Consider the following 23,262-nt stretch of genomic DNA (forward strand, 5'->3'; position numbering starts at 1 on the left):
TTTCACAAACCGGTAGTGCCCTGGGTGATTGTCACGATTATAGGATTATCCTATGTTCATAACCCCGGGTGTGTGACAGAAGGAGGTCAACAAGAACCGTATGCGCCTAATCCGGCTTGACGGCCCTGTAAGGACAAGAACAGCGGCCTATTTTTTGCGCTTGGCTACAAGCCGCCGCAATTCGCTGACGACCAGCGCGGCAGAATCTCTTTTGCCCAGACGCCTGGACGATTCTGCCATGCTGCTCCGCAGAGACTGCGACCCGATAATCTGCTGGACGGCCTCATGCAGCGCCTGCCCCGTTAAATCCTTCTCCAGCAGCACGACAGCCGCACCTTCCCGTTCCAGCTGCCTTGCATTCGCTTCCTGATGATTGTTCGTCACATTCGGGGACGGAATAAGGACGGAGGGAATGCCCAGTGCCGTGATCTCAGCCAGAAAAGAGGCGCCCGCCCGGTTCACAATCAGTGAGGTGCAGGCCAGAACCTCCGGCATATTGTGCACATATGGGAGAATATGCAGCCAGCTTGGTTCTCCTCCAAGCTTTTGGCGCAGGGCCTTGCGGGTTTCCTCAAAATAAGACTCGCCGGTTACATACACATAATGAACACCATTACCCTTACCCACAAACGGGGTCATTTCAATCATCGCCCGGTTAATGGCCTTGGCTCCGCCGCTGCCTCCGACCACAAGCACCACTGTGCTCCCGTCCGGGATGCCAAGTGAGGCATAGCCGCGCTTCGGACTGGCGGCTGTCACTGTTGTAGCCCGGGGGTTACCGGTGTAAATAACGTTTTTGCCGCTCGGAAAGGCTGATTCAGTGCCTTCAAAGCTTACTGCCACTGTATCGGCATAGCGGCTCAGAAACTTGTTGGTAAGACCGGGAATGGCATTCTGCTCATGAATAAGTGTCGGAATTCCCAGACGGGAAGCTGCGTACACTACCGGTCCGCATACATACCCGCCGGTACCGATGACTACATCCGGTTTGAACTCTCTAAGCATTTCTTTGGAGGCTTTGACCCCCCTTAGAAAACGCATCACCGTCTTCACATTGTCCATGGAGAGCTTCCGGCGGAAGCCGGTAATGTCGATGGCTTTAAAAGGAAGGTTCTCCTGCGGAACAAGCCTGCTCTCTAGACCGCGTTTACCGCCGATATAGAGAAAGGCTGATCCGCTTTCTTCTGCTTCCAGCTGCCTGGCGACGGCAACGGCGGGATAAATATGTCCCCCCGTACCACCGCCGCTTAATACGATACGCATGTCTTTCACCTCGCATAACGGGATAAATTCAGTAAAATGCCGAGAGCTGTGAGCATCAGGGTAAGTGATGAACCGCCGTAGCTGATCAGCGGAAGCGTAATGCCCGTAACGGGCATCAGGCCGATCACTACGCCGATGTTGATGATGACCTGAACGGCCACCATGCTGACAATTCCGACGGCCAGATAGCTCCCAAACCGGTCAGGCAGGCTCATGGCAACCTTCATCCCCCGCCAGATCAGAATCAGGAACAGGCTCAGCACTGCGAGCCCCCCGATGAACCCCAACTCCTCAGCCAGGATGGAAAAAATAAAATCAGTCTGCGGCTCCGGTACATAGCTGTACTTCTGCCGGCTCATGCCCAGACCAAGACCGCCAAGACCGCCGGGACCAATCGCATAGAGGGACTGGATAATCTGATAACCGGCGCCGAGCGGATCGGACCAGGGGTCCAGGAAGGCCGTGATCCGCTGCAGCCGGTAAGGGGCGGCGGCGACCAGGCCGGCAAATCCCGCGGCCCCAAGCGCGCCGAGCGAGAGCAGATGCTTCATCCGGGCTCCCGCCGTAAAGACCATCATCAGAGCCGCACCGAACATTACAGTACCTGTACCGAGATCCGGCTGGAGCATGATCAGCGCAAACGCAGAACCGATCAGCGCAAGCGGAGGCAGCAGGCCACGCGTGAAGGTGGAAATATCATATTCCTCCTTACCCAGCCAGTTGGCCAGGAACAGGATCATCCCCATCTTCATGAATTCGGAGGGCTGAATACCGAAGCTGCTGATTCCCAGCCAGCTGCGCGCCCCGCCCCGGACCACTCCGATACCCGGCACCAGTACCAGAACGAGCAGAATAAAGCAGAGAATCAGCGCAGGTCTGGCGAATTTCTTCAGCACGATGTAATCCGTGTTAGCGGTAAAGAACATCGCGCCTAAGCCTAGTCCGGCGAATAACAGCTGTCTTTTGACAAAATAAAACGAATCGCCATAATTGCGGAAGCCCAGAACCGATCCGGCGCTGTATACCATTACCATGCCGATAACCAGCAAAGCAAGGATGGGAATCAGCAGCCAGATGTCAGGCGCATGACGCGATTTGTTCATCAGGAGCACACCTCTTGCATCCGTAGTAGGGGCTTATCCACCCCCCTACTTAAAGGTTATGCACCGCCTCTTTAAAAATACGCCCGCGCTCCTCATAGGAGGTAAACATATCCCAGCTGGCACAGGCAGGAGACAGGAGAACAACATCTCCCGCTTCCGCTATGGCGGAAGCCTCCCGCACAGCCTCTTGCAGCACGGCAGCGGCACTCTCCCCATTATCGACGGAGATGACATGCTTTACTCCTGCCAGGCTGGCGACCTTTGCCAGCTTGTCCTTTGTCTCTCCCAGCAGAACTACACCTTTCACCCCGCCGAGGACAGGCAGCAGCTCCATATAATCGGAACCGCGGTCAAGGCCTCCTGCAATCAGTACTACCGGCTGTTTAAAGGAGCCCAGGGCCATCGTAGTCGCCTTAGAATTGGTAGCTTTGGAGTTATTGAAATAAGCTGCCCCGGCCTTATCCGCCACATATTCCAGCCTGTGCTCGACTCCGCGGAAGGAGGCTAATACCTCGCCTAACACAGCAGGATCAGCTCCTGCGGCAATGGCAATACCGCAGGCAGCCAGTGCATTCTCCACGTTGAAGCGGCCCGGCAAGCCGATAGTATCTACTTTGGCAATCTCTGTCTCGCTTTCGGAATAGTCGCGGTAGATGATAACCCGCTCCAGCTCATCCTCGGTATCTGGTACATAAGATGGCCGGACAAAGATACCCTGGACCAGTTCCTCGGTCATGGAGAAGGGAAGGATACCTGCTTTGATATAAGGAACGAGCTCACGGCAGACCGGGTCATCCCAGTTTAACACCGCTGTATCACTTGGCCCCTGGTTGGCAAACAGCTTGGCTTTGGAGGCCACATAATCCTCCATGCCGCCATGATAGTCCAAATGGGTCTCCGCCACATTCAGCAGTGCCCCTACCTTAGGACGGAACGTCTCGGTTCCTTTGAGCTGAAAGCTGCTTAGCTCCACCACCATCCAATTGTCCTCATCTGCTTCCTGCGCGGCCTGACAGAGCGGCGTACCGATATTGCCGGCGACAATCGGTCTCATTCCGGCAGCATCGAGCATACGCCCGACCCAAGTGGTTGTGGTCGTCTTACCGTTAGAACCAGTGATGCCGATCATCGGTGCCGCACAAATACGGTAAGCCACCTCTACCTCGGTTACAACTTCAATGCCAAGCTCCAGCGCTTTTTGTACAGGAGGCACCGAATAAGCGATACCCGGATTTTTAACTACAAGGCTCACGCCTTCATGAATCAGCCCGTCCGGATGTCCGCCGCATATAACAGAAATTCCCAAAGATTCCAGTTCGGAAGCTTCGGGACTTTGATCTCTTTCCTTTTTATCATTGACCGTTACAACCGCGCCGCGTTCATGCAGCACCTTGGCCACCTGGACGCCGCTTTTCGCGAGCCCCAGGACGACCACTTGCTTACCCCGGTATTCATCTGGATGCTTCATTCCTTACAACCCCTTGCTCAAGATTAGTCCCACTGCCGCCAGCACCAGACTTACCGCCCAAAAGGTGGTGACGACTCTCCATTCCGACCAGCCACCCAGCTCAAAGTGATGATGAATCGGGCTCATTCTGAAAATGCGCTTGCCGCGCGTCTTAAAGGAGGCCACCTGCAGAACAACAGACAGCATCTCAATGACAAACACGCCGCCGATTACCACAAAGAGCAGTTCACTTTTGGTCACAATGGCAATTGCCCCAATCGCACCGCCGATACCGAAGGAACCAAAGTCTCCCATAAATACTTTGGCCGGATGTGCATTGAACACAAGAAAGCCGAGTACTGCACCAATCATAGCCGCTGCGCACACCCCTGCTGCAATCGATGTAGCCTGCATGGCCACTACGGCAAAGGCGGCAAGTGCAATGGCACTCACACCGGACAACAATCCGTCTACGCCATCTGTAAAATTCACGGCGTTCGTGACTGCCATCATCATGATCACAATGAACGGATAGTAGAACCACCCGCCCCAGTCAAAGCTGATGTCTGTACCCGGAATGCTAATTCCAGTATTGTGGCCGGCATTATTCAGCAGGATACATAACACGATGCCCACCAGAAGCTGACCCGCCAGCTTCTGGCGTGCGGTAAGTCCGAGTGAACGTTTAAAGGCAATCTTAATATAGTCATCCAGAAACCCGATCAGCCCGTAGCCGAGCGTAGCCACCAGAAGGACATAAAAGTCCGAATTCACCACGGAAAATTTCAAAAAAGATAACGTGAACGCCACCATGATGATAATTCCGCCCATTGTAGGCGTGCCCGCTTTTTTCAAGTGGGATTGCGGTCCGTCGTCACGTACTTGCTGTCCGAATTTCATCCTGCGCAGCAGCGGAATGATGAGCGGAGCGGCAATGACCGCAAGGATAAAGGATACAGCAATTGTCAGCAGCAGAAGTTGATAATCCATGGGTACACCCCCTCCATTAATTTAGGTCTGATTAAAATGTTCATTCAGGCTGTGCAGCACCTCTTCCAGGCGCATGCCCCTGGAGGCTTTGAACAGCACAATATCCTTGGCACTGCATTTACTGTTCAGGACCGAAGACAGCTCTGCCTTGTCTGTAAAGGCAAACACCCGTTCAGGGCCGAATTTCTCCGTAGCGGCCTCAGCTAGCCGGGCAGCAAGCGGACCATAGGCAAACACCAGATCGGTTAATGCCGGATCAAGATATTCACCGATTTCCCGGTGGAAATCCACTTCCTCCGGACCCAGTTCCAGCATGTCCCCCAGCACAGCGATCCTGCTGCCGCCGGTTTTCATAGACTGCAGCACATCAATCGCCGCTTTCATCGAGGTTGGACTCGCATTATAGGCATCATTCAACAGTGTCAGGCCGGATGCGGTCATCATCACTTCAATCCGCATGCCGGTCAGCTTGAGCCGTTTCAGCCCCTCTTCAATGTTTGCCTCGGTTACCCCATAATGGCGGGCAACTGCCAGTGCGGCCAACGCGTTGATGACATTATGGCGTCCGGGAAGCGGCAATGTAAAGGCACGCTCCTCAGCGAGATAGCGGGTTGTAAACGTCATACCTCCGGGATGCGTCATCATCCCGGTAGGATAATTATCGTTATCTGCACTCAAACCGAAACGTAGCGTCTGCATACGTGCAGGGGCGTAGAAAGATGGCTCTGCCATCACTTCCGCGAGTAAAGGTTCATCGCCGTTGTAGATAAGCAGTCCTCCCGGCTTTAGCCCTTCAGCGATTTCCAGCTTAGCCCGGGCAATTTCCTTACGCGAGCCAAGCTGCAGCAGATGCGATTCGCCTATGTTGGTGATAACCGCTACATCAGGAGCAGCAAGCGAAGCGAGCAGGGCAATTTCCCCCCGGGAGCTCATGCCCATCTCCAGAATAGCAATTTCAGTGTTCTCGCTCATCGAGAGTACAGTAAGCGGCAAGCCGATATGATTATTGAAATTCCCCTGGGTTTTGTGAACCTTATACTGGCCCTCCAAAAGAGCAGTAATCATATCCTTCGTTGTCGTTTTGCCGTTGCTGCCCGTGATCGCCACAACCTGCGGGGCTGCTTCATTTAAATATGCAGCAGCCAGCTTCTGCAGCGCAGCCAGCGTATCCTCAACCAGAATGACAGCACCGCCATCCGGTGAAGGTCCCTTGTCATGCTGCCACAACGTGGCAGCAGCTCCGGCAGCCAAAGCCGCCGCACTGTAATGATGCCCGTCAAAGTTGTCTCCGGCCAGCGGCACAAACAGGCAGCCTGTCGTAATTTTACGTGAGTCGGTAACGACCCCAGCAATCTCCATATCCGTATCTACAGCGGAAACCAGTTCTCCTCCGCACATGGCAGCGATTCTTTGCAGCGTTCTTGTAATCAATAGCTTCGGCCCCTTATAACATCTTTGGCAACAAGACGGTCATCGAAATCATGAACCACTCCGCCAATCAGCTGATAGGTCTCATGACCTTTCCCCGCAATCAATACTACATCTCCGGGGCTTGCCATTTCAATAGCTTTTGTGATCGCCTCCCGGCGGTCCGGTATCATCTCATAGCTGTCCTGTGCCACGCCGTCTTCTGTCAGCCCGGCCTCGATATCCTGCAGAATCAAGAGCGGATCCTCCGTCCGGGGATTATCGGAAGTAACAAAGACATGATCGCTGTACTTCGCGGCAATCTTGCCCATGAGCGGCCGTTTGGTCTTATCTCTGTCTCCGCCGCATCCGAACACAGTCAGCACCTTGCCGCCGGCAAATTCGCTGACCGCTCTCAGTACATTCTCCAGGCCATCCGGTGTATGGGCATAGTCAACAATGACTGCATAATCCTGGCCTGCATCGACTGACTCCACACGTCCATCCACACCGGCTACAGATTCCAGACTGGTCTTGATCTCTTCCAGCGGAACATCTTCAAGCAGTGCGGCTGTAATTGCAGCAAGTGCATTGTAGACATTAAACTTACCGACCATACGCAGCGAAATGTCAGCCTCTCCCTTAAACGTATCCACATGGAAAAAAGTTCCCTTTGACGTGATCGATATCTGCGAAGCTCTAACATTCGCTTTGCTGTCAATACCGTATGTAATCACTTCCGCTGCGGTTTGGGCGGCAAAATAAGCAGTCGCCTCATCATCGGCATTCAGCACGGCATATTTGCGTTCTTCTTTCCATGGCGAAATCACATTTCCAAGACGTGAGAAGAACAGCCCTTTTGCTGCTCGGTACTCCTCCATCGTATGATGGTAATCCAGGTGGTCCTGGGTTAAATTCGTGAAAATAGCTGTGCGGTAATCTGTACCTTTCACCCGTCCCTGATGGAGCGCATGGGAAGATACTTCCATCACGCAGCACTCCACACCCTTCAGAGCCATATCATTCAGCGTGCGCTGCAGCTCCAGCGACTCTTGTGTAGTACCTGACGCCGTGTAGGTCTGGCCGTCATAACGCAGCTGGATCGTACCGATCAGCCCTGTCTTTACTCCATGATCCGCCATAATCCGTTCGATCAGATAGGTGGTCGTTGTTTTACCGTTCGTTCCGGTCACACCAATCATCTTCATCCGGCTGCTCGGCGAGCCGAAAAAGGCATTGGACAATACGGACATCGCAAACCGGCAGTCATCTACGATTAGCTGCGGCAGATCAATATCCAGCTTCCGTTCGCAGACAAGAGCAGAAGCGCCTTTTGCCGCTGCCTGCGGTGCGAACTCGTGACCATCCACCGTAAAACCCGGGAGACAGATAAACAGGTCACCCGGTTTAACTTTGCGGGAATCCGCCTGAATATCTGAAATCTCAGTTTCCCCATCCCCGTACAAACGCGAAGCCGCGAGACAAGAAGATAATTCTTTAATTTTCATAACTAATCCCTCACTCTGCAATTTCGGATAAGAAGATATACTTACCACTATCATTCACTGGAAGTACCCATATAAATCCTGATGGTTGATCCCTGTTCAACTCTTGCCCCCGGCTTGGGAGCCTGATTAATTACAGTATTGCCAGTCCCGGAACGGGCAAGCGTAAAGTTCATATTCAGATCCTCATAAATATCTTGTACTGTCGCCCCTGTAAGATCGGGAACCGTAACAATCGGAGTTTCTCCATACTTATAGGTTTTGGGAAGCTGGTCTTTCCGCTCCGGCACCTTTAAATAATGCAGGGAATCCTCCAGGATATTCTGTACGATCGGCGCGGCTACAACGCCCCCGAACTGTATTCCCTTGGGATTGTCAACCGCGGTGTACACCACGATCTGCGGATCATCCGCAGGCGCAAAGCCGACAAAAGAAACAATATGCTCCGTCGGAGAATAACGTCCGTTGATCACTTTTTGTGCCGTCCCCGTCTTACCTCCCACCCGGTAGCCGTCAATAAATGCCGGCCGCCCGGTGCCTTTGGCAACCACGCTCTCGAGGGCAGCCCGCACTTTCTTCGACGTTTCCTCCGATATCACTTGCCGCACTTCCGTAGGCTTAACCTCCGAAACCGTCTCACCCGTTTCCGGATTTATCCAGGCCTTTGCGACATGGGGGGTAAACAGCTTGCCTCCGTTAATGGCTGCCGACACTGCTGCGATCTGCTGAATAGGTGTAACCGAGACCCCTTGGCCAAAAGCAGTAGTTGCCAGTTCCACCGGCCCGACCTGGGAAGGCTTGAACAGAATTCCGCTCGCTTCTCCGTTCAAATCAATGCCTGTCTTCGTTCCGAAGCCGAAATCACGAATATATTTAAACAAGGTATCTTTACCAAGCCGCTGCCCCAGTGCCACAAACCCGGGGTTGCATGAATTTTCGACCACTTCAAGGAAGGTCTGGCTGCCATGGCCGCCCTTTTTCCAGCAGCGCAGCTTCGCACCTCCGACCTCAATATATCCCGGATCAAAGAAATGCTCATTCTGCAAATCAACTTTATTCTCTTCCAGCGCAGCAGCCAAGGTAATAATCTTGAAAGTTGACCCCGGCTCATAAGTCATCCATATCGGCAGATTGCGGTTATAGACCTCTGCATTATATTCCTTGTAAGCGCCAGGTTCATAACCCGGCCTGCTGGCCATGGCCAGAATTTCACCGTTCTTCGGATTCATCGCGATTGACCAGGCGCCCTGTGCCTGATACTTGACCATTGCCTGATCCAGCTCGCGTTCCATGATCGATTGAATTTGCTTATCAATCGTCAGCTGCAAGCTCAAGCCTTCCTGAGGTTCGGAATATTTCTCTGAGGAGCCTGGCATTAGCCGTCCGCCCGCATCGGACAAATAAGACACATTGCCTTCTATTCCTTTAAGAAGCTTATCGTATATGCTTTCTACTCCGGTAATTCCCTGATTATCAATCCCGGTGAACCCGAGAATATGTGCTGCCAAATCTCCGAAAGGATAGTAACGCTTGTTATCCTCAGCCACAACGATGCCCGGCAGCTGCAAATCACGGATGCTAGCGGCAAGCTCCATCGTAATTTTGCGGCCGCCGGGCTGTAGCTTCACCGACATCTCACGTTTGGACATTAAAGCGACCAGCTTCTCTTCGGTCATGCCAAGAAGCGGAGCCAGCTGCTGTGCCGTCTTTTGCTTATCCTTCACCTGTACGGGAACAGCATAAACCGTAGGCGAGCTGACATTGTAGGCCAGTGCGACTCCTTCGCGGTCTAATATTTCACCGCGCTTTGCGGTATACGGAATATTACGACGCCACGACTCCTCTGCCTTAGCGCTCAGCTTCTCACCTTGATAGAGCTGCACATAGGCAAGACGTACGGCCAGCGAACCGAACAATACAGCCAGTCCCAGCAGTGTCCACAGCATTCTCCGCCGAGTTACGACTTTCGAAACCTTCATTCCGTTCTCCCCGCTTTCGCTCGTATAGACATGATCTCTTATCTTCATGACTATTCGGGACAAACAGGGCTTAGAACAAGCCTCACGAAACTGCAAGAATTACTATAGATTAAATTTGTGCTTTTTTATGCTAGCCTCCGCTATCCTCAGAACCCGCTGCATCCTCATCTGCGGCAGCAACAGGAATTTCTTCCCCGTGTTCATTTAATGGATTGAGCTTCAGGGTCACCAGCTTTTTGCCATTCTGATCTGATTCGGTCTGCTCTGTGACATACCCTTCACCTTCAACCGCAATGCCGACCTTCAGCAGATTCAGAACCTCCAGCGCATCACGCAGTGACTGCCCGCGCAAATCAGGGATGGCCGTCTGATCCCCCTGCTGGCTAAGCAAATAGATCCGCTGGCCCGAAGCGAGCAGGGTGCCCTTCTCCGGATACTGGCTTACTACATTTGCCCCTCCGCCGACCGTTTCAAAATCATATCCCTGATCGAGCAAGAGCTCCCGTGCTTCCTTGATCGTTTTACCGGCTAAGTCCGGTGTAGAACGCTGCGGCACTGCAGCAGTTTGGCTCACCTTCGTCCCCGTTTCCTTCGCACTCTCAACCGTTTTGGGTACGCCCATATATTGGAGGGACTGCGAAACGATCTCTTTGAAGACCGGCGCTGCTGCGGTACCGCCGCCTACCTCCACATTTGGTTCATCGATAATGACGATAACCGCGATCTTCGGATCATTAACCGGGGCATAACCGATAAATGATACAAGCACCTTGGACTTCACGTAATCCTGACCCTCTACCTTGATCGCTGTACCCGTCTTACCTGCTACTCGGTAGCCTTCAATGTAGGCATGACGTCCGGTACCGATACTCTGATCCGATACAACCTGCTCCAGATAGCTGCCGGTCTCCCGTGCACTTTCCTCCGAGATAACCTGACGGACAACCTCTGGCTGGGTGACCGTTGTTTTTCCGGTATTCGGATCGGTCACTTCCTTGACGACATGCGGAACCATCAGCTTACCGCCATTTGCGATGGCTGCTACAGCCGTAAGCTGCTCGATTGGTGTTACCTGCACCTTCCCGTGTCCGTAAGCCAGTGTGGCATACTCGACAGAATATTGCGGCGTTACCCGGCCGGAGACTTCTCCCGGCAGATCGATGCCAGTCTTCTCTTCAAACCCAAAATCATGGATATATTGGGTCAGCCGTTCCTGTCCCAGCATCTCATAACCCAGCTTTACAAAAGCAACGTTACTGGAGCGTTTTACACCTTCAAGAAATGAAATCTCACCCCAACCGGAGCGGTTGATGTCATGGAGCGCTTTACTGTAGCCCTTGATCCGGATCGAACCTGACTTAAAGGTGGCATCGGGATTAAACAGCTTCTCCTGCACCGTCCCGGCCAGTGTTACAATTTTAAAGGTGGAACCCGGCTCATAGATCGATTTAATCGCATGATTCAGAAAATCCCCCTGATCTGTTGTCTTCCAGAATTCATTGGGATTAAACGTAGGCATGTTCGCCATACCGAGAATATCCATCGTGTTCGGATCCGCGGCAATAACAGTCATACTCTTCGGTTTGTACTGGTCATAAGCCTTCTGCATCGCATCTTCAATATAACGTTGAATCATACTGTCAATGGTCAGCTTGAAATTACTCCCGTTTACCGCGGGCTTATAGGTGTCCTGAGAATCAGGAAGCTTAATCCCCTTACCGTCACTCTGATAATTGAGCTCGCCGTTGATTCCTTTAAGCTTCTCGTCAAAATATTTTTCCAGCCCCATGATGGCAACGCCGTCCCGGTTGGTATAGCCCAAAATATGCGCAGCCAAAGAGTCCTTCGGATAATAGCGTTTCTGCTCCGTGATCAGTCCGACCCCGGTCTCGAGAATATCATGTTCTTCTTCAAGACCTTCGTAGAATTCCTTCACCTTATCCGCAAGCTCTTTGTCAATCTTCCAGCCTTCATTGCGGATTTCGCGGTTCTTGAGGTAGTTCCCGTTCTTATCCTTGGCTTCGACCAGCGCCTTCAGTTCATTCTCCGGTTTGCCCAGCAGTTCGTGCAGCCCCTGAATCACCTCTTCACCGAGCCCCTGCTCGGCTATGACCTCAGGGTTCACAACAACCGTGTAAGCCGGAACATCGCTGGCCAGAACACTGCCATTGCGGTCTTCGATCGTTCCCCGCTTAGCTTTGATGACTGAGGTATGCGCCCATTGGGCGATTGCCTTTTCATGCCAGAAATCATTTTGCAGCACCTGAATCCAGAATACCCTGGCAACTAAAACAAGAAAAAAGAGGGTAATACACCCTCCTATAAACAGCGTGCGAAGTTTGATTCTCTTTACCATAAGGAAACCTCACAAACTCTATTATTGCAGCTGCTGTCAGCCGCTAATTGTCGTTTCCGTCAGATGCCGTACCTTTAGCCGATACATAAATTGTAGAATCTTCAGGCGGCTGAATATAGCCCAGCTTTTCAGCTTTCACGGCCACCAGCTGCTCTAAAGACTGCTTCTCCATTTGATAAGTGGCAATTTGCTTTTGAGTTTCAGCGATCTTGCTGTCCAGCTTCTGAGCCTGCATGTTCAAATCATAAATATGGACGTAACGCCAAATCAGGGCGACAGCTACCAGCACAAATGCTCCCAGTGTCAGCATATACAAAAGCTTCTCCTGTGTCGGCAGCACCATCCGTCTGGTGACAACTTTCGTCTTCTCGCGGTAAAGCGGGTTTACCTCTTGTTTTCTCTTGGGTTGAACTGCTAAATTGCCGCGGGTATAGGCCATCTCTGACTCTCCTTTATCGTCGTATTTTACAATTTCTCTGCAACGCGCAATTTCGCTGAACGGGCGCGCGGGTTAAGCTCAAGTTCTTCCTCGGAAGGAATCAGCGGCTTACGGTTTATTAACTTGAGCGTGCCTTCAGCGCCGCAAACGCAAAATGGAAAGTCAGGCGGACAAGTACATCTGCTCAAATAGCTGCTGAAAATCTGCTTGCAAATCCGGTCCTCCAGCGAGTGAAAAGTAATGACCGACACTCTTCCTTCCGGCGCCAGACAGCGCACAGCTCCATGCAGTCCTTCTTCAAACGCTCCCAGCTCATCATTAACCGCAATCCTGAGTCCTTGAAAACTGCGTTTCGCAGGATGTCCTCCCGTTCTTCGCGCGGCTGCGGGAATGCCTTCCTTGATCAGCTCGGCCAATTCTCCGGTACTCTCTACCGGCCGCTCCTCACGCCTCTCCACAATTTTCCGGGCAATCCGCCGTGAGAACTTCTCTTCTCCATATTGGAAAAGCACTCGGGCGATTTCCTGCTCGGGCCATGTGTTAACAATTTCTGCTGCGGTCAAGTCTGCGGACTGATCCATCCGCATATCAAGCGGGGCATCGTGATTATAGCTGAACCCGCGCTCCCCTTCATCAAACTGGGGTGAAGATACGCCAAGATCAAACAGTATGCCGTCTACCTGGGGTACACCGTCTTTTTGCGGAACAAACGGAAGGTTCTTCAGGACCTGTTCAAGGTCGCGGAAGTTGGTCTTGACCAGAACCACCTTCTCACCGTATTCAGCCAGACGTTCTCTGGCATTCTCCAGGGCCCAATCATCCTGATCCAGACAGATCAGCCGGCCGTTGCCGCTAAGCTTGGACGCAATAAGAGAACTGTGTCCCGCTCCCCCAAGTGTACAGTCGACATAAATGCCGTCCTTCTTGATGTGCAGCCCTTCTGTCGCTTCTTCTTTAAGCACCGTGATGTGGTGAAACAAGCTGCATCCCTCCAGGGCAGTATTCGAATTGTGTATGTTTTATAGATCAAAATTGAAATCAACCAATTTTTCGGCAATCTCGTTGAACGATTCCTCTGACTGTTCGAAGTACTGTTCCCATAGCTCCTTGTTCCAGATCTCCACCCGGTTCGAAACGCCCAGAATAACACAGTCCTTGTCCAGCTTGGCATATTGCCGCAAATTCCCCGGCAGATTTACCCTGCCCTGCTTGTCCCAGACGCATTCGGTCGCTCCCGAGAAAAAAAAGCGGCTGAATGCACGGGCATCCGATTTCATCAGTGAAAGGCTTTTGAGCTTTTGCTCCATGATTCCCCATTCTTCCATGGGATAAACAAACAGGCAGGAGTCAAGGCCGCGGGTCGCAACGAAAGAGGTTCCGAGCAATTCACGGAACTTAGCCGGGATAATGATCCGGCCTTTGTCGTCAATGCTATGCTGGAATTCCCCCATAAACATCGTTTTACCCACTCCTTGTTACCGATTCCCCACTTTACCCCACTTCACACCACCTAAGCATAATAGATTCGCCATTAAAAATCAAAAACCTTTTTCACACGTGAGGTAATTTTTTCTTATTTGTCAAGTCTCCATAAAAATAACCTGGGCCGATTGTCGGCACCAGGCTTTAGTGTTTAAACTGTACCGCTTAACCGTTCAAATTCCAGCTGTCCAGATAATCGATCTGCGCCGGAGTTAGACTGTCGATGGCAATTCCCAAGCTTTCCAGCTTGTAACGCGCCACCTGTTCATCCAGATCATAGGGAACGTTCTCCACTTTGACACCGATATTCTTGTAGTTGTCATTTACATATTTGAGGGACAGTGCCTGCAGTGCAAAGGTGGTATCCATAATTTCCGCCGGATGACCGTCTGCCGCGCCCAGATTGACCAGTCTGCCTTCTGCCAGGAGATAGAGCTTACGGCCGTCCTTCAGCTGATATTCTTCGATGTTTTTGCGCACCGTCCGCTGGGAAACCGAACGTTCAGCCAGCTCCGGCTTGTTCACTTCCACATCAAAATGCCCCGCGTTGCAGAGGATGGCTCCGTCCTTCATCACATCGTAGTGCTCGCCGCGGATCACATAACGGTTGCCCGTAACAGTCACGAAGAAATCACCGCGTTTAGCCGCTTCCAGCATCGGCATTACATGGAAGCCGTCCATGTGAGCTTCAACAGCTTTGATGGCATCGACTTCGGTCACGATGACATTAGCGCCAAGGCCTTTGGCCCGCATAGCTACACCCTTGCCGCACCAGCCGTAACCGACTACAACCACTGTTTTGCCGGCTACAATCAGGTTGGTTGTACGGACGATGCCGTCCCAGGCGGATTGGCCTGTGCCATAACGGTTATCGAACAAATATTTGCAGTAAGCGTCATTGACTGCTACCATCGGGAACTTCAGGATGCCTTGCTTCTGCAGGGCTTTAAGCCGGATAATTCCGGTTGTGGTCTCCTCTGCCCCGCCGCGGATATTCTCCATCAGGTCGGGCCGCTCTGAATGCAGCAGCGTTGCAAAATCTCCGCCATCGTCAATGATCAGATCAGGCTTGCTCTCAAGCGCCTTAATATTCAGTGCTTTGAACTCCTCCGGAGAAGGATTGTATTTGGCGAATACTGTAATCCCGTCTTCGACAAGCGCCGCACAGACATCGTCCTGTGTCGAGAGCGGATTGGAGCCGGTAATCGTAACTTCAGCGCCGCCAGCTTGCACTACCTTCGCCAGATAGGCAGTTTTCGCCTCCAGATGCAGTGTAATCGACACCTTCAGCCCCTTGAACGGCTGCTCAGCTTCAAATTGCTCACGGATGCGGTTCAGCACAGGCATATGCTGGCGGACCCAGTCGATTTTGAGATGCCCCTCAGGTGCTAGCGACATATCTGCAACAATACTATTTTCTTTCGACAATGGACTCATTTGAAAACCTCCTGAAAATATTGTATATTAATCTCTTCTATTTTGGGATTAGTTGTAACTCCAGAGAATATTCGGACTTCCGGCCGCTGCCCGCCTGCAGATTTCTTGATTTATACCCTTTTCACGGTTTAAATCCGCAGACTAAGGCGAACGCTGCCGCTCCTACAGTTCCAAAATTCTCCTCCGTCACTTTCCCTTAATATATATTTAAATATCTTTTTTCCTACATATAAATAATCCGGTGCGTTCCGCTGTAATCCGCCGGGATTGTCATCAGCTCATCCAGCCAGGACAGGCCATACCGATTCAAGTAGTACATAATATTGTATACCCTCTCCTGGAGCTTACCTGCAGGCATAAGCGACAGCTCAATCCGTTCCCACTGGCGGAGCGCTGCTTCGTTCTGCTTTTCCATGGCATCCATGGCTTTTCCTTGCAGAAAGGCAATCTGATCGAGAATTTTCTCTTTATTGTTGTTGCCGAGTTTCAGCAGTCCGGCCTGAATGTTGCCGAGCTGTTCGATCAGCGGTTCATACATTGCGGAGAAGGCTTCTTTAGCCTCCTCGAACCGCCGTCCAAGCTCAAGTTCATCCTGGGCCGCCAGCCATTCCTTCCGCTTCCCCTCAAGACCGGAGCGGACATCCGCGAAGGAAAGTCCGTATTTATCCATATGTTTGTGGAGTGTACCTTCTATTACCGTAAAGGACATCCGCGGGAGAATCAGTGGCATCTGTCCGCCAACCACATGAAACGCATCGCGCGGAATCGCCCAGTAAGCCATTTCCCCTTGTCCGAGTACGGTTGCCAGAACCGGCAGGATATAGTCCTGCATCAGCGGGCGGGTCAGAACATTGTTGCTGAACCGTTCCGGATGCTCGTCCAGGATCAGCAGCAGCTCCTCCCGTGAAAAAGAGACCTCTCCTTTGCGGTCGCTGAATCTTCCTTCCGATTTATGCAGCAGCAGCCGCGCTCCTTCATGTATATAGAAAAGATTGGCATTGCCCGGCGTCACATCCGCCTGCAGATCATAACCTGCGGCAATAATATTGGCAGCTGTGTCCTTATAGGCGGCTTCGAGCTCATCATTCCGTTCAATCAGTGCCTTGAAGAATGGACGCTCCAGCCTGCGCAGCGACGGATCGGCAGAGTCAAGCAGAATAAGGCCGAATTTGCCGAACAAAGAACCCATTAACTTAGCAAAAGCATCACTCATACTGCATGCTGCATCTGAGGAAGTACGGATAAACTCCATGATTTGCGGTTTAAATTCACTTTCCTGCAGCATGCCCTCCAGCAGTTCAGTCACCTGCTGCCAGCTCTGCTCTTCTACCGTGATACCGCTAACTGAAGCGCGCGGCCCTTCCGGTTTGTCCAGCTTGATTTTGGCAATCTCACCCGTCCGGTTCAAAACATAGGTATGATTCACCTCATCCCAGTCATGATCCTCTCCGGCGATCCAGAATAGCGGAACGACAGGCCGCCCCAGCCGGGCTGCGGCTTCTCTAGCCGCCAGAATTGTTGTCATCGCCTTATACACAACGAAGAGTGGTCCTGTGAACAGGCCGCTTTGCTGCCCGCCGGTAATCACCAGTGTTCCAGGCTGCTCAAGCAGCGCAAGTGATGCCATCACCTCAGGAGAGGAATTATGACGTTCATTATAAAGGCGCAACACTGAAGCTACCTCAGCCCGGCTGGCACGCTGATCCTCATTGCCATCCAGCCACTCCGCCCGTTTCCTTCTGCTCTCTTCATTTCTGAAATCTCCGCCGTACAAATGGCCTACCGATTCATAGCGGTCTATATAATCGCGTGCGAGCGCAGATCCGCCCGGTAGCGGTTCCGGTGCTACATTCATGTGCAATTGCCTCCCGTTCTTGTATTCCTGCTGTATGTAAACATTAGGTCCATAAACTCTATATGATTGTATCCAAAGTAAGGGGCGCCGTCAAAGAAATCCCGCTGACGCATAAGAGGCGGGAGCTGAACGCTCCCGCCTACATGAATTAATACTGATGATTATGCAAATTGTTTGGCGACAAAGTGACCCTTGGATACTTCCACAAGTTCGAAGTCGCTGTCATTCGATTTCGAGCCAGCCGCAAAAATCGGGCTGCCGAGCTCATCATGCAGGTGAATACGCTTTTTGTTAACTTCGATTTCCGGGTCCGGAACCGGGATCGCCGACAACAGCGATTTGGTATACGGATGGATCGGGTTAGCATACAGCTCTTCGCTCTCTGCCAGTTCAACCATTCTGCCCAGGTACATAACCGCTACGCGGTCACTGATGTGCTTAACCATGGACAGGTCATGCGCGATAAAGAGATAAGTCAGGCCAAGACGGTCCTGCAATTCCTTCAGCAGGTTGACAACCTGTGCCTGAATCGACACGTCAAGCGCAGAAATCGGCTCATCGCAGACGATGAATTTAGGATTAACTGCAAGCGAACGGGCAATTCCGATACGCTGGCGTTGTCCGCCGGAGAACTCATGCGGATAGCGGGTAGCATGATCATGGTTAAGACCAACCATATCCAGCAGCTCTTCAATCCGTTTCTTGCGTTCAGCGCGGCTTCCGGCCATACCGTGAATATCCAGCGCTTCGCCGATGATATCAGAAACCGTGAACCGCGGGTTAAGCGATGCGTACGGATCCTGGAAAATCATTTGCATATCGCGGCGCATAGCTTTCATTTTACCGGATGACAATTTGTAAATATCAGTACCATTATATTTCACGCTTCCGGCAGTCGGTTCGTATAGACGAAGAACCGTACGGCCAGCAGTAGTTTTACCGCAACCGGATTCGCCTACCATCCCGAGGGTTTCGCCTTCACGGATTGTGAAATTAATATTATCCACAGCCTTAAGAACTTTACCTTTGCCTACATTGAAATATTTCTTAAGCCCTTCAACTTCAATCAGGTTCTTACTCAAACGTACTGCACCTCCTTGGCCATCGAATGCAGATTCCAGCAGCGCGCCATATGGGTTTCGCTGAATTCTGTGGCGCCGGGATCGATTTGTTCGCACACATGCATTGCTTCGCCGCAACGCGCAGAGAACGGACAGCCGATCGGCGGCTTAATCAGATCCGGGGGAGTACCGATGATCGGAATCAGCGGCTCGCCCTTCTTTTGGTCCAGACGCGGCATTGACCGCAGAAGACCTTTAGTGTAAGGATGCTGCGGATTTTTGAAGATTTCCCACCGCGTACCAGTTTCCACTACTTCACCGGCATACATAACGATGACCCGGTCACACATGCCGGCAACCACTCCGAGATCATGTGTGATCAGGATAATGGAGGTCCCAAGCTTTTGCTGCATCTCTTTCATAACATCCATGATTTGCGCCTGAATGGTTACATCAAGCGCCGTTGTCGGCTCGTCCGCAATGAGCAGAGCCGGGCGGCAGGCTAGTGCAATAGCGATCATCACACGCTGACGCATACCGCCGGAGAATTCGTGGGGATATTGGTAAAAGCGAGCCTCCGCATTTTTGATACCTACTAATTTAAGCATCTCAATACCTTGCTTGGTCGCTTCGGCCGCTGACATTTTCTGATGTTTGATCAAAACTTCGGTTATCTGTTTGCCCACTTTGATAGTTGGGTTTAAAGAAGTCATCGGGTCTTGAAATATCATGCCAATATCTTTGCCGCGAATATGTTCCATTTGTTTCATGCTTTTGTCCAGCAGATTCTGTCCTTGAAAAATAATTTCACCCTTTTTCACTTTCGAGGGCGGGGTAGGGATCAGGCGCATAATCGATTGTGCGGTAACACTCTTGCCACTGCCGGATTCACCGACAATAGCAACCGTTTCGCCTTTGCCTACTTCAAAATTCATACCGCGGACAGCCTGTACTTCTCCGCCTTTCACAAAAAAGGAGACATGCAAATCCTTGACTTGCAGAATGGGTTCCATCAACGTTCATCCCCTATTTTTTCAATTTAGGATCCAGCGCATCACGAAGGCCGTCACCAAAAATGTTAAAGGAAAGCATGATCAAACTTACCAGGATAGCCGGGAACAGGAAGCGCCACGGATAGTACAGCCAGCCGGTCAGTGAGTCATTGATCATCGATCCCAGGGAAGCGACAGGAGCCTGTACACCAAGTCCAAGGAAGCTTAGGAATGCTTCAGCAAAAATTGCATTTGGTACGGATAAAGTAATCGTTACGATAATAGGTCCGACCGCATTAGGCAGCAGGTGACGGAACAACAGTCTTTTGGAGCCTGCACCCATTGAGCGTGAAGCAAGAACGAACTCGCGGTTCTTGAGCTGCATAATCTCACCGCGTACAATCCAGGACATATTGATCCAGCCCGTAATGGTCAAGGCCAGGATAATGGTACCAAGACTTGGCTCCATTACAACCAGCAGCAGGATAACAACCAAAAGGTAAGGAATGGCGTATAAAATTTCCGAGAACTTATTCATGATGTTGTCGACACGGCCACCGAAGTAACCCATAATACCGCCGTAAATAACACCGATCAAAAGGTCGATTGCCGCAGCAGCCAAACCTACGATAAGCGAGATACGCGCTCCATACCAGGTACGTACGAAGATGTCACGGCCAAGATCATCAGTACCGAAGAAATGATCACCTGAAGGAGGCTTGTTGGTATTGAGCAAATCATTTGAATAATAATTATATTTTGAGAAAAGCGGTGCGAAAATCGCAGCCAGTACGATCAAGCCCAGAATACCTAGAGCAGTCATTGCCATTTTATTCTGGCGTAGCCGCTGCCAGGAATCCTGCCAAGCGGAAAGACTTTCACGCTGAATAACCTCTGCCTGCTTCTCGTCAATCCCGATTTTACGGAAATCTTCCGGTTTCAGGTTCGCCTCAAGCGATACCAGGTTTTTGTCAGATGCCAATCTTTAGCCCTCCTTTCCTCCAGTTAGTTTGATCCGCGGATCTACGAATACGTAGGCAATATCTGTGATAAAACGGGCGAGCATGAGCAATACGCCGTAGAAAATCGTAATCCCCATAATAACCGTATAGTCGCGGACACCAATGGCTTCCACAAACTGCTTACCGATACCGCCAATCCCGAAGATTTGCTCGATAACTACCGAACCGGTTACAACGTTAGCAGTCATTGGTCCGAGGTAAGTTACAACCGGCAGAATCCCGTTGCGCAATACGTGACGGCTCAAAATTGCAGCCCAGCTGAGTCCCTTAGCTTTTGCCGTCTTAATATAATCGGCATGGAGCACCTCCAGCATGCTGGAACGGGTCAAACGGGCTATAAAGGCTATCGGCTGCGCCGAGAGCGCTGCTACAGGAAGAATATAATAGAGCGGACCCTTGAAACCGGAGACAGGTAACCAGGAAAGTTTTGCGGCAAAAACATATTGAAGCAAGGATGCAACAACAAAGCTCGGGACCGCAATCCCTAATACCGCAAGCACCATTGCAGCACTGTCTATAAACTTCCGGTGATAAAGTGCAGCAATCATACCTAGAAGTACTCCGACAATAACCGACACAATAATTGCGACGACTCCCAGCTTTAAGGACGATGAAAAGGTTTGACCGATCAAGTGTGTAACGTCCTGGTTCAAACGTTTCATAGATACACCAAGGTCACCCTGGGCAATGTCACCCAAATACTTAAAATACTGATGATAGAGCGGCTTGTCCAGACCATACTGCTCATATAAACGCGCTTTTATTTCCGGCGGAACTTTCTTCTCAGAAGTAAACGGGTCCCCCGGAATAGCTTTCATCAGAAAAAAGGTCGCTGAAATTAACACAAACAACGATACAAGCATGTAAAACAACTTATTAGCAACATAACGAACCATCCCCATCAACACCTCCTTCGACAATTTTTTTAGGCACACAAACTGATTTTATGAAAAAAACGGCAGTTTGTCTATTTTCTATTTTTGTAAACAAGAGTAAACATTAACAAATTGCCTGAAATGCAAAAAAAAGGGATATATATGGAATTCCACATATATATCCCGAAGTGTAAAGCTACCTTCAGACAACCACTATTTAGTTAAGATTACTGAAGGATCTAAAATTTATTCTTAGTGCTCGAGCAGGTAAGCACGAGTGAAGTCGATTGCACCGCTGAAGTCAAGAGTTACACCTTTGAGGTAATCTTTAGTCAAGGAGTTGTTGGTGTAGTAGTAGAACGGAATCACGATCATATCATCTTGAATGATCATTTTCTCAGCTTTAGCAAACATTTCCTGACGTGCTGCCAAGTCGGAGCTTGCTTTAGCGTCAGCGATCAGCTTGTCATACTCAGGGTTAGCATAACCAGTATCATTGTTACCGCCGTCTGTTACGAACATATCCAGGAAGGTCATTGGATCATTGTAATCCGCAGTCCAGCCGGCACGTGCAACTTGGAAGTTCTGATTTTGACGGTTGTCAATGAATACTGCCCATTCCTGGTTAACAGTATTTACAGTGATGCCCAGAGCATTTTTCCACATATCAGCTACAGCCAAAGCGATTTTCTTGTGGCCTTCACTAGTGTTGTAAGTCAATTCAACTGGTGGCAGTTCAGTCAGACCTTCTTCAGCCAGACCTTCAGCAAGCAATTTCTTAGCTGCTTCTGTATCTTCTGTGAAGTAGTTGTCTTTAATAGCATTGCGGTATTCGCCGTCAGCGCCAGCGATACCCGGAGGTACGAAGCCATATGCTGGAAGCTGTCCACCCAGTGTTACATTGTCGATCAGCGCTTGGCGGTTAACAGTCATCGCCAGAGCTTTACGGATTTTAGCGTTATCGAAAGGTTTTTCTGTGATGTTAAATTCATAATAGTATACAGCTGCAATACCTTTTCTATTGAACTCATTAGGAAGCTCTTTTTGTACAATTGGTAGCTGTTCTTGCGGGATTTCACCGTGTGGTGCACCAGCGCGGTCAAGTTCGCCGTTCTTGTAGCTCAGCAGTTCAGTTGCGCCGCTGTTTACAAGGGAGAAGTCGATTTTGCTAAGTTTAATGGATGCAGCATCCCAATATTTTTCATTCTTAGTTACTTGCAGGGATTGACCAGTAGTCCACTCGGTCAATGTGAAAGCACCATTAGTGATCATAGTGTCTTTGTTAGTTGCCCATTTAGGATTACCCTCAACGGATTTGTGTACAGGGTAATAAGTATAGAAGGACAGAAGACCAAGGAAGTATGGAGTTGGTGCTTTCAGCGTAACTTCAAGAGTTTTCGCATCAACAGCTTTTACGCCAACTTCGTTGAAATCTGTAACTTTCTTAGTGTAGTACTCTTCAGCATTTTTCAGGTAGTACAATTGATAAGCGTAAGGTGCAGTCGGATCAGTGTTAGGATCCAGCACGATTTTCCATGCGCGAACGAAGTCAGCAGCTTCTACTGGGTCGCCGTTGCTCCATACTGCATCACGCAGGTGGAAGGTATATACCAGACCGTCAGCGGAAACATCCCATTTCTCAGCGATACCTGGCTCAGCTTGGCCAGTTTCGTCATTCATGCGAGTCAAGCCTTCGTACATAGTTTTCAGGACAGTGTTTGCTTGGCTGTCTTGAGCTTGTGCAGGGTCAAATGTAGGTGGCTCTGCGCTCAGGTTTACTCTAAGCGTTTGGTCAGCAGCCAATTTCTCGTCACCAGTGTTGCCTGTGTTTGTACCTGCATTGTCTGTAGCCGTGGCGTTGTTAGTCGCGGCAGCGTTGTTGCCATTGTTTGCATTGTTCGATCCGCAACCAGCAAGCACTGTGCCGATTACCAGAACAATTGCAATCATGAGCAAAAGACTTTTACTCTTCTTCATCTAGCAGTTCCCCCTAAATAGAATGTGGTATATGGTTTATGATTATACAACCAGTGGTCAAAAAAATCTAGA

The 23,262-nt window shown here is 50.7% G+C and carries 18 protein-coding genes; all 18 read right to left on the minus strand.

From position 1 onward, the window contains the following. Positions 1-147: 147 nt before the first annotated feature. On the minus strand, positions 148-1,263 hold the full coding sequence (gene murG, locus QU597_RS21200; RefSeq protein ID WP_310829716.1) for an undecaprenyldiphospho-muramoylpentapeptide beta-N-acetylglucosaminyltransferase: 1,116 nt from the start codon (positions 1,261-1,263) through the stop codon (positions 148-150). Between the two features lie 5 nt (positions 1,264-1,268). After that, positions 1,269-2,366 (minus strand): stage V sporulation protein E, encoded by a 1,098-nt coding sequence (gene spoVE / locus QU597_RS21205; protein ID WP_310829717.1) that lies wholly within the window; start codon positions 2,364-2,366, stop codon positions 1,269-1,271. Positions 2,367-2,415: 49 nt separating this feature from the next. Beyond that, positions 2,416-3,834 carry a UDP-N-acetylmuramoyl-L-alanine--D-glutamate ligase gene (murD, locus tag QU597_RS21210; protein WP_310829718.1) on the minus strand — a complete coding sequence of 473 codons (1,419 nt, stop codon included), beginning with the start codon at positions 3,832-3,834 and terminating at the stop codon, positions 2,416-2,418. Between the two features lie 3 nt (positions 3,835-3,837). Continuing rightward, positions 3,838-4,803, minus strand: coding sequence for a phospho-N-acetylmuramoyl-pentapeptide-transferase (gene mraY, locus QU597_RS21215; protein ID WP_206101475.1), 966 nt, complete (start codon positions 4,801-4,803; stop codon positions 3,838-3,840). Between the two features lie 21 nt (positions 4,804-4,824). Further along, positions 4,825-6,234 (minus strand): UDP-N-acetylmuramoyl-tripeptide--D-alanyl-D-alanine ligase, encoded by a 1,410-nt coding sequence (locus QU597_RS21220; RefSeq protein ID WP_310829719.1) that lies wholly within the window; start codon positions 6,232-6,234, stop codon positions 4,825-4,827. Beyond that, a complete protein-coding gene (locus QU597_RS21225; protein WP_310829720.1) occupies positions 6,231-7,718 on the minus strand; it encodes a UDP-N-acetylmuramoyl-L-alanyl-D-glutamate--2,6-diaminopimelate ligase in 1,488 nt (495 codons plus the stop codon). Before QU597_RS21225 ends, QU597_RS21220 begins: the two co-directional genes overlap by 4 nt. A 50-nt stretch (positions 7,719-7,768) precedes the next feature. After that, positions 7,769-9,694 carry a stage V sporulation protein D gene (locus QU597_RS21230; protein ID WP_310829721.1) on the minus strand — a complete coding sequence of 642 codons (1,926 nt, stop codon included), beginning with the start codon at positions 9,692-9,694 and terminating at the stop codon, positions 7,769-7,771. A 130-nt stretch (positions 9,695-9,824) separates the two neighbouring features. Then, entirely contained in the window at positions 9,825-12,050 is a 2,226-nt protein-coding gene (locus tag QU597_RS21235; RefSeq protein ID WP_310829722.1) for a penicillin-binding transpeptidase domain-containing protein, read from the minus strand. 43 nt (positions 12,051-12,093) lie between these two features. Continuing rightward, on the minus strand, positions 12,094-12,489 hold the full coding sequence (locus QU597_RS21240) for a hypothetical protein (RefSeq protein WP_310829723.1): 396 nt from the start codon (positions 12,487-12,489) through the stop codon (positions 12,094-12,096). 26 nt (positions 12,490-12,515) lie between these two features. Continuing rightward, a complete protein-coding gene (rsmH, locus tag QU597_RS21245) occupies positions 12,516-13,469 on the minus strand; it encodes a 16S rRNA (cytosine(1402)-N(4))-methyltransferase RsmH (protein WP_310829724.1) in 954 nt (317 codons plus the stop codon). 39 nt (positions 13,470-13,508) lie between these two features. Further along, complete coding sequence (gene mraZ / locus QU597_RS21250) at positions 13,509-13,946, minus strand: division/cell wall cluster transcriptional repressor MraZ (protein ID WP_038595376.1); 438 nt, start codon at positions 13,944-13,946, stop codon at positions 13,509-13,511. Positions 13,947-14,136: 190 nt separating this feature from the next. After that, positions 14,137-15,408 (minus strand): adenosylhomocysteinase, encoded by a 1,272-nt coding sequence (locus QU597_RS21255; protein WP_206101482.1) that lies wholly within the window; start codon positions 15,406-15,408, stop codon positions 14,137-14,139. Positions 15,409-15,631: 223 nt separating this feature from the next. Next, the gene (bshC, locus tag QU597_RS21260) at positions 15,632-17,263 is read right to left on the minus strand and encodes a bacillithiol biosynthesis cysteine-adding enzyme BshC (protein ID WP_310829725.1); all 1,632 of its coding nucleotides are present in this window, start codon (positions 17,261-17,263) and stop codon (positions 15,632-15,634) included. A 161-nt stretch (positions 17,264-17,424) separates the two neighbouring features. Then, positions 17,425-18,345 (minus strand): ABC transporter ATP-binding protein, encoded by a 921-nt coding sequence (locus tag QU597_RS21265; protein WP_206101484.1) that lies wholly within the window; start codon positions 18,343-18,345, stop codon positions 17,425-17,427. After that, complete coding sequence (locus tag QU597_RS21270) at positions 18,342-19,337, minus strand: ABC transporter ATP-binding protein (protein WP_206101485.1); 996 nt, start codon at positions 19,335-19,337, stop codon at positions 18,342-18,344. Before QU597_RS21270 ends, QU597_RS21265 begins: the two co-directional genes overlap by 4 nt. A 13-nt stretch (positions 19,338-19,350) precedes the next feature. Further along, complete coding sequence (locus tag QU597_RS21275; RefSeq protein ID WP_310829726.1) at positions 19,351-20,298, minus strand: ABC transporter permease; 948 nt, start codon at positions 20,296-20,298, stop codon at positions 19,351-19,353. 3 nt (positions 20,299-20,301) lie between these two features. Next, on the minus strand, positions 20,302-21,234 hold the full coding sequence (locus QU597_RS21280; protein WP_310833377.1) for an ABC transporter permease: 933 nt from the start codon (positions 21,232-21,234) through the stop codon (positions 20,302-20,304). 231 nt (positions 21,235-21,465) lie between these two features. After that, positions 21,466-23,190, minus strand: coding sequence for a peptide ABC transporter substrate-binding protein (locus QU597_RS21285; RefSeq protein ID WP_310829727.1), 1,725 nt, complete (start codon positions 23,188-23,190; stop codon positions 21,466-21,468). Between the last annotated feature and the right edge of the window lie 72 nt (positions 23,191-23,262).

This window comes from Paenibacillus pedocola (assembly GCF_031599675.1).
Taxonomy (GTDB): Bacteria; Bacillota; Bacilli; order Paenibacillales; family Paenibacillaceae; genus Paenibacillus_AQ; species Paenibacillus_AQ pedocola.